The organism is Pseudomonas sp. 57B-090624, from assembly GCF_003234055.1.
GTDB lineage: Bacteria > Pseudomonadota > Gammaproteobacteria > Pseudomonadales > Pseudomonadaceae > Metapseudomonas > Metapseudomonas tohonis.
Genome location: NZ_QKRU01000059.1, coordinates 1 through 13,423 on the forward strand (window position 1 = coordinate 1; position 13,423 = coordinate 13,423).

General features: G+C 62.9%; 11 protein-coding genes. 5 read left to right on the forward strand and 6 right to left on the reverse strand.

Features of this window, described 5'->3' with window-relative positions; genetic code table 11:
- Both DMX10_RS23795 and DMX10_RS32605 read left to right on the forward strand, forming a co-directional pair.
- Positions 1–2,048, forward strand: a 2,048-nt coding sequence (locus tag DMX10_RS23795) for a DUF637 domain-containing protein (RefSeq protein ID WP_178083003.1), incomplete at its 5' end; no start/stop codon positions are given.
- Positions 2,049–2,050: 2 nt separating this feature from the next.
- Positions 2,051–2,452, forward strand: coding sequence for a hypothetical protein (locus tag DMX10_RS32605; protein ID WP_146603056.1), 402 nt, complete (start codon positions 2,051–2,053; stop codon positions 2,450–2,452).
- A gap of 208 nt (positions 2,453–2,660) precedes the next feature.
- Here DMX10_RS32605 and DMX10_RS23800 read toward each other — a convergent pair whose 3' ends face one another.
- The gene (locus DMX10_RS23800) at positions 2,661–3,287 is read right to left on the reverse strand and encodes a LysE family translocator (RefSeq protein ID WP_111263411.1); all 627 of its coding nucleotides are present in this window, start codon (positions 3,285–3,287) and stop codon (positions 2,661–2,663) included.
- A 71-nt stretch (positions 3,288–3,358) separates the two neighbouring features.
- On the reverse strand, positions 3,359–4,708 hold the full coding sequence (locus tag DMX10_RS23805) for an NCS2 family permease (protein WP_043243483.1): 1,350 nt from the start codon (positions 4,706–4,708) through the stop codon (positions 3,359–3,361).
- Positions 4,709–5,029: 321 nt separating this feature from the next.
- On the opposite strand from DMX10_RS23805, the gene DMX10_RS23810 reads away from it, so the two are divergent.
- From DMX10_RS23810 to DMX10_RS23820, 3 genes are all read left to right on the forward strand, one after another.
- Positions 5,030–6,334: a C4-dicarboxylate transporter DctA gene (locus DMX10_RS23810; protein WP_111263412.1), complete on the forward strand. Its 1,305-nt coding sequence runs from the start codon at positions 5,030–5,032 to the stop codon at positions 6,332–6,334.
- 72 nt (positions 6,335–6,406) lie between these two features.
- Positions 6,407–7,105: a FadR/GntR family transcriptional regulator gene (locus tag DMX10_RS23815; RefSeq protein WP_111263413.1), complete on the forward strand. Its 699-nt coding sequence runs from the start codon at positions 6,407–6,409 to the stop codon at positions 7,103–7,105.
- A 159-nt stretch (positions 7,106–7,264) separates the two neighbouring features.
- Positions 7,265–8,035, forward strand: coding sequence for a GntR family transcriptional regulator (locus DMX10_RS23820; protein WP_111263414.1), 771 nt, complete (start codon positions 7,265–7,267; stop codon positions 8,033–8,035).
- A gap of 543 nt (positions 8,036–8,578) precedes the next feature.
- Here the strand turns inward: DMX10_RS23820 and guaD are convergent.
- The 4 genes from guaD to xdhB form a co-directional block, all read right to left on the reverse strand.
- Entirely contained in the window at positions 8,579–9,883 is a 1,305-nt protein-coding gene (gene guaD / locus DMX10_RS23825) for a guanine deaminase (protein WP_111263415.1), read from the reverse strand.
- Between the two features lie 103 nt (positions 9,884–9,986).
- Positions 9,987–10,835 (reverse strand): xanthine dehydrogenase accessory protein XdhC, encoded by an 849-nt coding sequence (gene xdhC / locus DMX10_RS23830; RefSeq protein WP_111263416.1) that lies wholly within the window; start codon positions 10,833–10,835, stop codon positions 9,987–9,989.
- Positions 10,832–10,981 (reverse strand): hypothetical protein, encoded by a 150-nt coding sequence (locus DMX10_RS32835; protein ID WP_158545624.1) that lies wholly within the window; start codon positions 10,979–10,981, stop codon positions 10,832–10,834. The genes xdhC and DMX10_RS32835 overlap by 4 nt, the downstream gene beginning before the upstream one ends.
- Positions 10,982–11,000: 19 nt before the next feature.
- Positions 11,001–13,397, reverse strand: a complete 2,397-nt coding sequence (gene xdhB, locus DMX10_RS23835; RefSeq protein WP_111263417.1) for a xanthine dehydrogenase molybdopterin binding subunit — start codon at positions 13,395–13,397, stop codon at positions 11,001–11,003.
- Between the last annotated feature and the right edge of the window lie 26 nt (positions 13,398–13,423).

The window sequence follows — 13,423 nt, forward strand, 5'->3', positions numbered from 1 at the left end:
GCGGCAACCTGACCCTTGAAAGTGGCGGTGCCATCACCTTCGAAGCGGTGAAGGACATGCACCAGGAGAGCCATGAGAAGAGCAAGAGCAGCTTCGTGTGGAACTCCATGGAGGGCAAAGGCAAGACGGATGAAACGGTCCTGCAGAGCCAACTGATCGCTCAGGGCGAGATCGCCATCAAGGCTGTCGATGGACTGAAGATCGATATCAAGGAGATCAACCAGCAGAGCGTCAGCCAGACCGTCGATGCGATGGTGGCTGCCGACCCGCAATTGGCATGGATTAAAGCGGCTGAACAGCGTGGAGATATCGATTGGCGGCAGGTCAAAGAAATCCATGACTCCTTCAAATACAGCAACTCGGGGCTTGGGGCAGGAGCCCAGCTAGTAATCGCGATCGTTATGGCAGTAGTTGTTGGGCCGGCTGCTGCCTCAGCTGTTGGGGGGGGGGTTGGTGGGGCTGCCGTGGGTGCGGTTGCCTCCTCAGCAGCTACCAAGGGAACCGTAGGCATCATCAACAATCGAGGCAATCTGGGGGCTACACTCAAAGATGTCACATCAAAGGAAAGCCTTAAGGATTATGCAGTTGCCGGGGCGACGGCAGGTCTGACTTCAGGCCTCTTCGATAAGCTGTTTGGTACCGAGACAAACCCTTTCACTAATAAGGTCAATAATGTTGATCTGGGAACCCTAGAAGGGATTGGAAACTTTGCAGGTAATCAGCTAGCCCAGAGCACTACCGCAGCAGGGCTCAATAAACTAATGGGGCGTGATGCCTCGTTCAAGGACGCTTTACAGACCGCTCTCTACAATACATTGGCCGCAGCCTCGTTCAACGCTTTAGGGGACTACACCAAGGGAAAAATAGCTGACGGCTCACCGCAGAAGATTGCTATTCACGCTGTTGTAGGTGGCTTGCTTAGTAAGGCGACTGGCGGCGACTTCAAGACTGGCGCAATTGCGGCTGGCGCCAATGAGGCTCTGGTAGTTCAGCTTGATGCTTTGGTGAATAGTGATCCCAAGCTGCTGGCAATGTCATCCCAGCTCGTCGGTGTGTTTGCAGCGGCAGCTGTTGGGGGAGATCTTGAGAAAGGTGCCTGGGTGGCACAGAACGCGACGCAGTATAATTTCCTCAATCATAAGGATGTAGAGGAGCTTAAGGAGAAAGCTGGGGCTTGTGATGGTGACAATTCGTGTGGTGAGTTGGATCGTGAGGCTCGCGAGCGCAGTCTGGTTAATCATAAGCGTTTGCTGGAATGCACAAGTGTAGGAAATTGTGCTGAAGTTCGAGCAGAGATAGATGCCGGCTCTAAGGCTATAGATAGCTTGGAGAGCCAGTTGCCAGACGGTGCTGCTAGTAAAATTCTTCGGTCTTATACGTTCATTGGGGGGGATAATCTTAATGATTGGACTCTCGCTGGTCAGTTGCACCTAGACTATATTTCTCAACTCTATTTCTCTAATGATCCTCGATGGATGGGAGAGGCTTCGAAATTTACAGAACAAACTGGCTTCAACCCATTTGGGATCAATCCCCTTGCGCTTAAGGGACTGAGTAAAGGTAGTACCGCCGGAACCAAGGCCGATATCGTCGAGCCATCCGGCTCCAAGGCTTCAGTAGGATCAACGACTCCGAAGTGGGATAATGCAGTTTCACGGGCGGATGGGGACTTCGGCCCAATAAACCAGCCATCGAAAAGCACAAAGGTTCCTGCGTTTTTCAACCCGCAGCAGTCGGCAATCGGGGCTCTGAGTAATGGGCGGATTCATATAAATGATTTGAAGAGTTTGGTCCCGCCAGGCTCACCTGATGGCTTTAAGCCATCGGCGACCATCTCAGATGGTAGTAAATTTAACTATATGATTGGAGGGCAGAAAGTTGAGATAAAATGGCATTCTCCGGATGCGAATGCTGCCGTCAAATTTCCAGGTTCAAACTCGGGATCTGGCTGGACTGCACAAATAAAAATTGGTGGGAAGCTTTTGGGGCAAGACGGGAGGCTTTACAGAAAAGCCTCCAATGAAACGCACATACCAGTAGATTTTTGATCATGAAAAATTCTGAATATTACCGGTTGTTACCCGAGGGAATGGCACCTGAAGCTGTTCGTCATGAAATCGAAACGCTTCTACAGACACAAGGTGATATGGAAGTGCTCCCGTTCATGGAGGCGCTTGACGAGTTGGCTGATCGCCAATGGCATACATATTCTTTATTGCCAGAGCCGCTGAAATCTCGTGTCGAACAGTTGATCATCTTATGTTGGCGAGACCAGCCAGAAGTAACCGATTATGCCTTGTCGATCGTATCTAAATTAGGACTGGTAGAAGCCTGGGAATTTCTTCTAGGGCTTGATAGGCAGGTGATGTCCATTGCCAGTCGAGAGGCAATTGAGGAGGCAGAAACTGAGATGTCCTCAACGATTGCGGATCCCTACAGTGGTATGCGTTGAGCAGGTGGATCAGCTTTCCCTGTCCTCCACTCTGATAGCGGGGTGAGTGGCTGCGGCTTGGCCAGTACGGTCAATCTGCTGCTGGGTTCTTGTGTCTGTTTCGCTGAGTAGTTCGACGAGCTCGTTTGAGCGCCTGCAGCTAAGCCCTCTTGCCTCATCATAAAAAAGCCCGGCATCCGCCGGGCTTCGTCATTTCAGAGGAACCGTTTCAGCGAGATATCAACGCCGCCGTTCCCGCCGCACCGAACAGCCCGGCGCTGACGCGGTTGAACCAGGTCTGGCCCTGGCCGGAGCGCAGGTAGCGGGCGGCGGCGTGGGCGCTGAGGCCGTAGAAGAGTTTGCAGGCGAGGTCCAGCACGGCCCAGGTGGCGATCATCACCGAGAGCTGGCCCAGCAGCGGGCGGTCGGCGCTGATGAACTGGGGCAGGAAGGCGGCGAAGAAGAGGATGTCCTTGGGGTTGCTGGCGGCGAGGCCGAAGGCTTTCCAGTAGAGGGCGCGGAAGCCCGGGTTGACCGGTTGCTCCTCGGCCGCCACCGGTTTGGCGGCGTTGCGCGATTGCTTCCAGCTCTGCCAGGCGAGGTAGAAGAGGTAGAGCGCGCCCACCAGCTTGAGTGCGCTGAACAGTTGCTCGGAGGCCAGCAGCAGGGCGCCGAGGCCGAGCGCGGAGGCGGCGAGCAGGCCGGTGGCGGCGCTGACGCCACCGAGGAACGCAGGCAGCGAGCGGCGGATGCCGTAGTTGAGGCTGTTGCTGACCATCAGCAGGGACAGGGGGCCGGGGATCAGGATCACCACCAGCGCGGCGCTGCTGAACAGCAGCCAGGTTTCCAGGCTCATTCGCTCGTCTCCGGGAAATGAAAAGGCCCTGGCGCTTCAGCGCCAGGGCCTTGGGGTGTTGCGGAGCGAGCTTACAGGAAAATGAACTTGGCGACGAAGATGGCGCAAAGTGCATACAGGCTGGGCGATACCTCGCGGTATTTGCCGGTGCAGGCCTTCATCACCACGTAGGTCACGAAGCCCAGGGCGATGCCGTCGGCGACCGAGAAGGTCAGCGGCATCATGATGACGGTGACGATCGCGGGGATGGTTTCGGTGTGCTCGTCCCAGTCGATGTGGGCCATGCCGCCCATCATCAGCATGGCGACGTAGATCAGCGCGCCGGAGGTGGCATAGGCGGGGATCATGCCGGCCAGCGGGGCGAAGAACATCGCAGCGACGAAGAGGATGCCGACGGTGACGGCGGTCAGACCGGTGCGGCCACCGGCGGCGACGCCCGCGGCGCTTTCCACGTAGCTGGTGACCGGCGGTACGCCGAGCACGCCGCCGAACACGCTGGAGGCGCTATCGGCCTTCATGGCCTTCGACAGGTTCTCGATGCGGCCGTCTTCCTTCACCAGGTTCGCGCGCTGGGCCACGCCCATCAGGGTGCCGGCGGTGTCGAACATGTGCACGAAGAGGAAGGCCAGGATCACGCTGATCATGGTCACGTCGAACGCACCGGTGATGTCCATGGCCATGAAGGTGGGCGCCAGGCTCGGCGGCATGGAGAAGACGCCGCCGAACTTGACGATGCCCAGGCCGACGCCGATCAGGGTGACGGTGAGGATGCTGATCAGGATGCCGCCGAACACGCGGCGGTATTCCAGCACGGCGATCATCAGGAAGCAGATCGCGGCCAGCAGCGGGGCGGGGGAGGTCAGGTCACCGATGTGCACCAGGGTGCTGGAGTTCGGTACCACGATGCCGGCGGTCTTCAGGCCGATGAGCCCGAGGAACAATCCGACCCCCGCGCCCATGGCGAAGCGCAGGCTGCTGGGGATGCTGTTGAGCAGCCATTCGCGGATGCGCGAGAAGGTCAGGATCATGAACAGCACGCCGGACAGGAACACCGCGCCGAGGGCGATCTGCCAGCTGTAGCCCATGGTGTTGACCACGGTGTAGGTGAAGAAGGCGTTGAGGCCCATGCCCGGTGCCAGGCCGACCGGCCAGTTGGCGTACAGGCCCATCAGGAAGCAGCCGAAGGCGGCGGCCAGGCAGGTGGCCACGAAGGCCGCACCGTGATCGATGCCGGCATCCGCCATGATGTTGGGGTTTACGAAGATGATGTAGGCCATGGTGATGAAGGTGGTGAGGCCGGCGGCCAGTTCGGTTCTCACGGTGGTGCGGTGTTCGGTCAGCTTGAAGAGGCGTTCAAGCAGGCCTTTGGCGGGAGGGCTCGCAGCGTACGTTCCTTGTTCTTGTTGTTTGGTGCTTTCCACAGCAGGTACCTCTCATTTAGTTGTTTTTAGCTGTTCGGCCGGCTGGTTACCTGGGTCCCTTGCGCAGCGAAAAGCCTGAGGTTTGGTGCCTCACGGGGCAGTGCGAGTTTTCTGACTTTTGGGTCAAAAAGTACGCAGTCGGATTATGTGTTTGTGTACAAAAAAGTCAATTAATGTTTGTCGGCTTGTGTGCAGCTTTTTGGGGGCATAGACTGCGCGAGCTGGACTGACCGGTAAGACCACAACAACAAAGCCTCCGGATCTCGCACAAGGGCGTAGCCGCGCCAGCGCTCCGGGGGCACCGCAACGGAGATTCCCCCCATGCTCAAGTGGTGCTCGCGCTCGATATTCCTGCAGGTCGTCATCGGCCTGGTCATCGGCATCCTCTGCGGTATCGGCTTCCCCGAGTTCTCGGCGCAGCTCAAGCCCCTGGGCGACGGTTTCATCAAGCTGATCAAGATGCTCATCGCGCTGATCGTGTTCTGCGTGGTGGTGAGCGGCATTTCCGGCGCGGGGGACCTGAAGAAGGTCGGTCGCATCGGCTTCAAGGCGGTGGTGTATTTCGAGGTACTGACCACGGTGGCGCTGCTGATCGGCCTGCTGGTGGCCTATGGCGGCGGGCTGGGGGTGGGCGCCAACATCGACCTCGGCCAGTTGCCGGCCGGCGATGCTGCGCTCTACACCTCGCGCACCGGCGACCTGCACGGGCCGGTGGACTTCGTCATGGGGCTGATCCCGGCGTCCGTGATCGGCGCCTTCGCCAGCAACGACATTCTCCAGGTGCTGCTGTTCTCGGTGCTGTTCGGCTGTGCGCTGAACCAGGTGGGCGAGGCGGCGTCGGGCGTGGCCCGGCTGATCAACGAGATGAGCCATGTGATCTTCCGCATCATGGGCATGATCGTGCGCCTGGCGCCCATCGGCGTGTTCGGTGCCATCGCCTTCACCACCAGCAAGTACGGGGTCGACTCGCTGCGCCACCTGGGCGGCCTGGTGGTGGTGTTCTATGCCACCTGTGCGGTGTTCGTGCTGCTGGTGCTGGGGACCGTGCTGCGGGTTGCCGGGCTGCGCCTGTGGCCGTTCCTCGGCTACCTGCGCGAGGAGCTGCTGATCGTGCTCGGCACCGCTTCTTCGGACGCCGTGCTGCCGCAGATCATGCGCAAGCTGGAGCACCTGGGCATCCGCAGTTCCACGGTTGGCCTGGTGATCCCCACCGGCTACTCGTTCAACCTGGACGGCTTCTCCATCTACCTGACCCTGGCCATCGTCTTCATCGCCCATGCCACCGGCACGCCGCTGGCGATGAATGATCTGGTCACCATCCTGCTGGTGTCGCTGGTCACCTCCAAGGGCGCCCACGGCATTCCCGGCTCGGCCCTGGTGATCCTCGCCGCCACGCTCGCGGCCGTGCCGGCGATCCCCGTCGTGGGCCTGGTGCTGGTGCTCTCCGTGGACTGGTTCATGGGCATCGGCCGCGCACTGACCAACCTGATCGGCAACTGCATCGCCACTGTGGCCATCGCCCGTTGGGAAAAGGACATCGACCTGGGTCGCGCCCGCAGCGTGCTGGCGGGCGAGCAGGGCTTTGCGTTCAAGGACCGCCTCGGCGCCAAGCCGACGGCGGATTGAGAAGGGTGTCGCCGGGCTGCATCATGCTGCGGCCCGGCCTGCCTGGTCCGGCTTCACAAGGAGGAAGGAACAGTGAACAGCTCATCGACCCTGGTGGGGTCCATCGTCCAGTCGCTGCGCGAGTCCATCGAGCAGGGGCGCTGGGCCGTCGGCGAGATGCTCCCGGGCCAGCGCGAACTGGCCGAGCAGCTGGGCATCAGCCGCCCCTGCCTGCGCGAGGCGGTGACGGTGCTGGAAACCCTCGGCATGGTCCGCTCGCTGCCCGGCAAGGGCGTCCAGGTGATGGGGCGCGAGGCTGCGGAACTCGCCATCACGGCGCCCCGCGACCACAGCATCGAGGATGTGATCCAGCTGCGTTATGCCCTGGAGCCCTTCATCGTCGGCCTGGTGGCGCAATCGATCGCATCGAGCGATCTCGACCGCCTGCGCCTGCGTCTGATGGACCTGCGCGATGCCGCGGAGGACGACGACATGGATGCCTTCGTCGAGGCCTATATAGGCTTCCATCAATTGCTCGGTTCGCTGACCACCAACCCCATCTTCCAGTCCCTGGTCACGCAGGCGGGGGCTGCGTTGGCCCGCAGCGATGCACTGCTGCGCCAGCGCGGTGACGAATTGCAGGAACGGGTGCGCGAGCACGAGGCCCTGGTACAGGCCATCCGCCGGCGCGACAGCCTGCTGGCCTCCTCGCTGATGCGTGACCACCTGGTCGCCGAGGGTCGCCGGATGGGGTTGCGCCTGGAGCTGCCGGAGGGTTCTAGGGCCCTGTAGGCGGGAGTCTGGGCGGGGTGGCAGTGCCTTTGTTCGGGCGGATTGTGTACAATGCGCACATTTTTCCGAGGCTTTCCCCGTTGGACGCTGGCAATACGATGCCGACTCAGCGTAGTGTCAGCCCTATTCCCGCTTTCGAATCCTTCTACGTGGGCCCCCATGAACGACGTTGAACACAGTTTGAAGAAGCCGCCGCGTGCCGCCAAAGGCACGCGCAATGGCACCCAGGATGAAGTCGTCTACGCACATATCTTCGAAGCCATCCTCGAACAGCGCCTGGCTCCGGCCACCAAGTTGAGCGAAGAGGCCCTGGGCGAGATCTTCGGTGTCAGCCGCACCATCATCCGCCGTGCCCTGTCGCGCCTCGCCCACGAGGGCGTGGTGCTGCTGCGTCCCAACCGTGGTGCCGTCGTGGCCAGCCCGGGGGCCGAGGAAGCGCGGCAGATCTTCTACGCACGTCGCATGATCGAGCGCGCCATCACCGAGCTGGCTTGCGTCAACGCCACCCCCGAACAGATCGCCGGCCTGCGCCAGATGGTCATCGAGGAGCGCGAGTGCTTCGCCCGTGGTGACCGCGGCATGGGCATCCGCCTGTCCGGCGAGTTCCACCTGAAGCTGGCCGAGGCCGCTGGCAACTTCACCCTGCTGGGTTTCCTGCGCAGCCTGATTTCGCAGACCTCGCTGATCATCGCCCTGTACGAGAGCAACAGCCGCACCCATTGCTCGGACGAGGAGCACGACAAGGTCATCGACGCCATCGAGTCGCATAACGTCGAGGTCGCCGTCGACCTGATGATGCGCCACATGGACAGCGTCGACGCCAAGCTCAACCTCGAAGGCGAAACCGCCTCCGATGACCTGCACGCGGTGTTCTCGCACCTGCTGCAGAGCAAGAAGAAAAGCACCCGCGCTTCCTCACGCAGCGCCTGAGCAGGGTGTGATGAAGAAGCCCCGCGAATGCGGGGCTTTTTTGTGGGCGGGTGGTTGGGTAGGTCGGGTGCAACTCGACGGTTTGGCACGGCGGCACCCGGCTTCTGTGAGAGCGGCTTCAGCCGCGAAACAGGGGACAGGTTGCTGGCTTCATCGCGAATGAATTCGCTCCCACGAGGTGGGCATGCGTGTGGGCTGGAAGGTCGCTTGGTGGATGAAAAGAGCGCCATCCACCCTGCACACCGGTCAGCTCCGTAGGGTGGGTGAAACCCGCGTGGCTCCAAGCAAGAGCCCGGATTGCACCCGGCCTGCCACGGCACGGCGCCGCAGGTTGGCGCCGAGCGTAGCGAGGCCCAACGCAGCGATGCTGGGCGGCGTTGCAGGTGCTTCACGTGGGAGCGGCTTCAGCCGCAAAAGATCCGCCGCCACGGGGTTGCGCGTGGCCGGATGTCCCATCGAGTGAATTCGCCCCCACGGGGCCGCGTAGAGGTGGTGCACAAAGAAAAGCCCCGCATGGGCGGGGCTTTCGGGGGCAGCGTTGGATCAGTCGCGGCGGTGCACGGAGCGGCCGGCGGCGAAGGTTTCCTTCACGCTGCGGTCGTCGCCGAGGATGGTCAGGGCGAAGAGCTTCTCCTCGATGGTCCTGGCCTGCTGCATGCGGTAGGCGATCAGCGGGGTGGCCTGGTAGTCGAGGACCACGAAGTCCGCGTCCTTGCCGCTGGCGAAGTTACCGATCTTGTCGTCCAGGTACAGCGCGCGGGCGCCGCCCAGGGTGGCCAGGTACAGGGACTTGAACGGGTCGAGCTTCTTGCCCTGCAGCTGCATGACCTTGTAGGCCTCGTTCAGCGACTGCAGCTGGGAGAAGCTGGTGCCGGCGCCGACGTCGGTGCCCAGGCCCACGCGCACGCCGTGCTCTTCCAGCTTCTGCAGGTCGAACAGGCCGCTGCCCAGGAACAGGTTGGAAGTGGGGCAGAAGGCCACGGCCGAGCCGGTTTCCGCCAGGCGCTTGCACTCGTCGTCGCAGACGTGGACGCCATGGGCGAAGACCGCGCGCGGGCCGATCAGCTTGTAGTGGTCGTACACGTCCAGGTAGCCCTTGCGCTCCGGGAACAGCGCCTTCACCCATTCGATCTCCGCCTTGTTCTCGGAGAGGTGGGTGTGCATGTACAGGCCCGGGAACTCGCCGAACAGCTGGCCGGCCAGGGTCAGCTGCTCCGGGGTGCTGGTCGGCGCGAAGCGCGGAGTCACCGCGTAGTGCAGGCGGCCCTTGCCGTGCCAGCGCTCGATCAGCTCCCGGCTGTCGGCGTAGCCGCTTTCCGGGGTGTCGGTCAGGTAGTCGGGGGCGTTGCGGTCCATCAGCACCTTGCCGGCGATCATGCGCAGGTCCAAGGCCTCGGCGGCTTCGAAGAAGGCGTCGACCGACTGCTTGTGCACGGTGCCGAACACCAGGGCGGTGGTGGTGCCGCTGCGCAGCAGTTCCTTGAGGAAGATGGCCGCCACGTCGGCCGCGTGGGCCTTGTCGGCGAAGGCCTTCTCGGTGGGGAAGGTGTAGGTGTTCAGCCAGTCCAGCAGCTGTTCGCCGTAGGAGGCGATCATGCCGGTCTGCGGGTAGTGGATGTGGGTGTCGATGAAGCCGGGGGTGATCAGGGCGTCGCGGTATTCGCGCACTTCCACGCCCTTGAGGCCGGGCAGCAGGTCGGCGGCATGGCCGACGCGGGCGACCTTGCCGTCCTCGATCACCAGCACGCCGTCCTCGAAATACTCGTAGGACTGCTCGACACCCACCTCGGCGGGGTCGGCGATGCTGTGCAGGATGGCGGCGCGATAGGCTTTTGCAGGGCTGGTCATGTTGAATCTCGTTCTTTCGTGATCTTGATGCCCCGTGTCGGGGCTCCGCGCAGGCGAGCACCGAGCCGAGGTGGCCCGGTGTCCTCCTGCATGAATCCTGGTGTCAGGCCTGTTCGCGGCGGGAAGAGGGCACCAGTTTGGCGACTGTTTCCCTTTTCTTCACGTCCTGGCCTTCTTCCTTCTGACCGAAGGTGGCGTTGTAGGTGGCGATGATCTCGCCGGCGATGGAGATGGCGATCTCCGCAGGCAGCTTGCCCTTCACCTCGGCGATGCCCATGGGGCAACGCATGCGCTGCACGGTTTCCGGGGCGAAGCCGCGGTCGCGCAGGCGGTGTTCGAACTTCACCCGCTTGGTCTTCGAGCCGATCAGGCCGTAGTAGGCGAAGTCATTGCGCTTGAGGATGGCCGCAGTGAGCTCCAGGTCGAGCTGGTGGTTGTGGGTCATGACGATGAAGTAGCTGCCGGCGGGCATGCGCTCGACCTCATCGACCACCTCGTCATTGATCACCTTCTCGACACCGGTGGGAATGGACGCCGGGAACTCGTTCTCCCGCGAGTCGATCCAGCGCACCTTGCAGGGCAGGCTGGCGAGCAGCGGAGCCAGGGCACGGCCGACGTGGCCGGCCCCGAACAGGGCGATATGTGCCTGGGGCTGGCCCATGGGCTCGAACAGCAGCACCGTGGCACCGCCGCAGCACTGGCCGAGGCTGGCGCCCAGGCTGAAGCGCTCCAGGCGGGTGTCCTGGGAACGGCTCCGCAGCATTTCGCGGGCGATCTCCATCGCCTTGAATTCCAGGTGGCCGCCACCGATGGTCTCGTAGATGCGGTCATCGCTGACCACCATCTTCGAGCCGGAATTGCGCGGGGTGGACCCGCGCTCTTCGATGATGGTCACCAGCACGCAGGCGTCCCCGCGTTGCTGGAGTTCGGCCAGGGCGCTGATCCAGCTCATTTGCTCAACCTCCAGGTACGCAGGGGCTTGGCGGAGCGCGACAGGCGCCAGACATCCTGCTCCGGGCGGCGCAAGGCGTCGGTCGGCTGGGCCGGTGCGGCCTGCTGTTCCGGGGTTTCGCGGCTGAAGGCGGGTTGGCTGTTCATCTCGGCTCCCGGCCCGCCGTCAGGCGGGCTCTACCTGGCTGGCAGCGGGCTTGTTGGCCGCCTGCTGCAGCTTCTTCATCTGCTCCACGCCCCAGAGCACGCGCTCCGGCGTGGCCGGTGCGTCTATGGCCGGCTGCGCCTTGTAGTCCGCCAGGCTGGCCACGGCGTCCTTGAGCGCACACCACACGGCGATGCCGAGCATGAACGGCGGCTCGCCCACGGCCTTGGAGTGGAACACGGTCTGCTCGGGGTTCTTGCGGTTCTCCACCAGCTTGACCCGCAGGTCCAGCGGCATGTCGGCGATGGCGGGGATCTTGTAGCTCGCCGGGCCGCTGGTCATCAGCTTGCCCTTGGCGTTCCACACCAGCTCTTCCATGGTCAGCCAGCCCATGCCCTGGACGAACGCGCCCTCCACCTGGCCGATGTCGATGGCCGGGTTCAGCGAGGCGCCGACGTCATGCAGGATATCGGTGCGCAGCATCTTGTATTCGCCGGTCAGGGTGTCCACCAGCACTTCCGCACAGGCAGCGCCGTAGGCGAAGTAGTAGAAGGGGCGGCCGGCGGCCTTCTCGCGGTCATAGAAGATCTTCGGCGTGCGGTAGAAACCGGTGCTGGAGAGCGAGATCTGGTTGAAGTAGGCGAGCTGGATCATCTCCTCGAAGGAGAGGAAGTGATCGCGCACGCGCACCTGCTCGTTGCGGAACTCGATGTCTTCGTCGGTCACCTTGAAGTGGTTGGCGAGGAAGTCCACCAGGCGCTTCTTGATGGTCTCGGCGGCGTTCTGGGCGGCCTTGCCGTTCAGGTCGGTGCCGCTGGAGGCAGCGGTCGGCGAGGTGTTGGGCACCTTGTCGGTGTTGGTCGCGGTGATCTGGATGCGGCCGATGTCCACCTGGAAGACCTCGGCCACCACCTGGGCGACCTTGGTGTTCAGACCCTGGCCCATCTCGGTGCCGCCGTGGTTCAGGTGGATCGAACCGTCGGTGTAGATGTGCACCAGCGCGCCCGCCTGGTTGAGGAAGGTGGCGGTGAAGCTGATGCCGAACTTGACCGGGGTCAGCGCCAGGCCCTTCTTCAGCACCGGGCTCCTGGCGTTGAAGGCGCGGATTTCTTCACGGCGCCGGGCGTATTCGCTGCTGGCCTCCAGCTCGGCGGTCATCTCCTCGAGAATGTTGTGCTCGACGGGCTGGTAGTAGTGGGTGACGTTGCGCTCGTCCTTGCCGTAGTAGTTGGTCTTGCGCACCTCCAGCGGGTCCTTGCCAAGGTGGCGCGCGATCACGTCCATGATCTCTTCGATCACCACCATGCCCTGCGGCCCGCCGAAGCCGCGGTAGGCGGTGTTCGAGGCGGTGTTGGTCTTGCAGCGGTGGCCGTTGATGGTGGCGTGTTCGAGGAAGTAGGCGTTGTCCGAGTGGAACATCGCGCGGTCGACGATGGAGCCGGAGAGGTCCGGCGAATAGCCGCAGTTGCCCGCCAGCTCCAGCTCGATGCCGGTGAGCAGGCCGTTGTCGTCGAAGCCGATGTCGTACTCGGCATAGAACGGGTGGCGCTTGCCGGTGATGGTCATGTCTTCCATGCGCGGCAGGCGCATCTTGGTCGGGCGACCCGTGAGGTGCGCGATCACCGCGCACAGGCACGCCGGGCCGGCCGCCTGGGTTTCCTTGCCGCCGAAGCCGCCACCCATGCGGCGCATGTCGATGACGATCTTGTGCATGTGCACGCCCAGCACCTCGGCCACCAGTTTCTGCACTTCGGTGGCGTTCTGCGTGGAGGTGTAGACGATCATGCCGCCGTCCTCGGTGGGCATCACCGAGGAGATCTGGGTTTCCAGGTAGAAGTGCTCCTGGCCGCCGATGTGCAGGTTGCCCTGCAGGCGGTTCTTCGAGCGCGCCAGGGCGCTGGCCGAGTCGCCGCGCTTGTGCTGGTGGCTGTCGAGGACGAAGTGCTTCTTGCGCAGCGCGTCGACCACATCGAGCACCGGCTCCAGGTCCTCGTACTCGATGATCGCGGCCATGGCGGCCTTGCGGGCGGTTTCCAGGCTGTCGGCGCCGACCGCGAGAACGACCTGGCCGACGTACTCGACCTTGCCGTCCGCCAGCAGCGGGTCGCCGGCCACGACCGGGCCGATGTCCAGCTGGCCGGGAACGTCCTCGGCGGTGATGGCGATGGCCACGCCGGGGAAGGCGTAGCAGGGGGTGGTGTCGATGCGCAGGATGCGGGCATGGGCGCGGTCGCTCATGCGGGCATAGACGTGCAGCTGGTTGGGGAATTCCAGGCGGTCGTCGACGTACACCGCTTCGCCGGTGACGTGCTTGGGCGCGCTCTCGTGCTTGACGCTCTTGCCGACGCCGGTGGTGATGTCGGCGCGGAACAGCGCGGCCAGTTCTTCCTGGGATTTGATCTTGTGGTGGTTAGACATGCTCTGTGCCTCCAACGTCTGCTGCG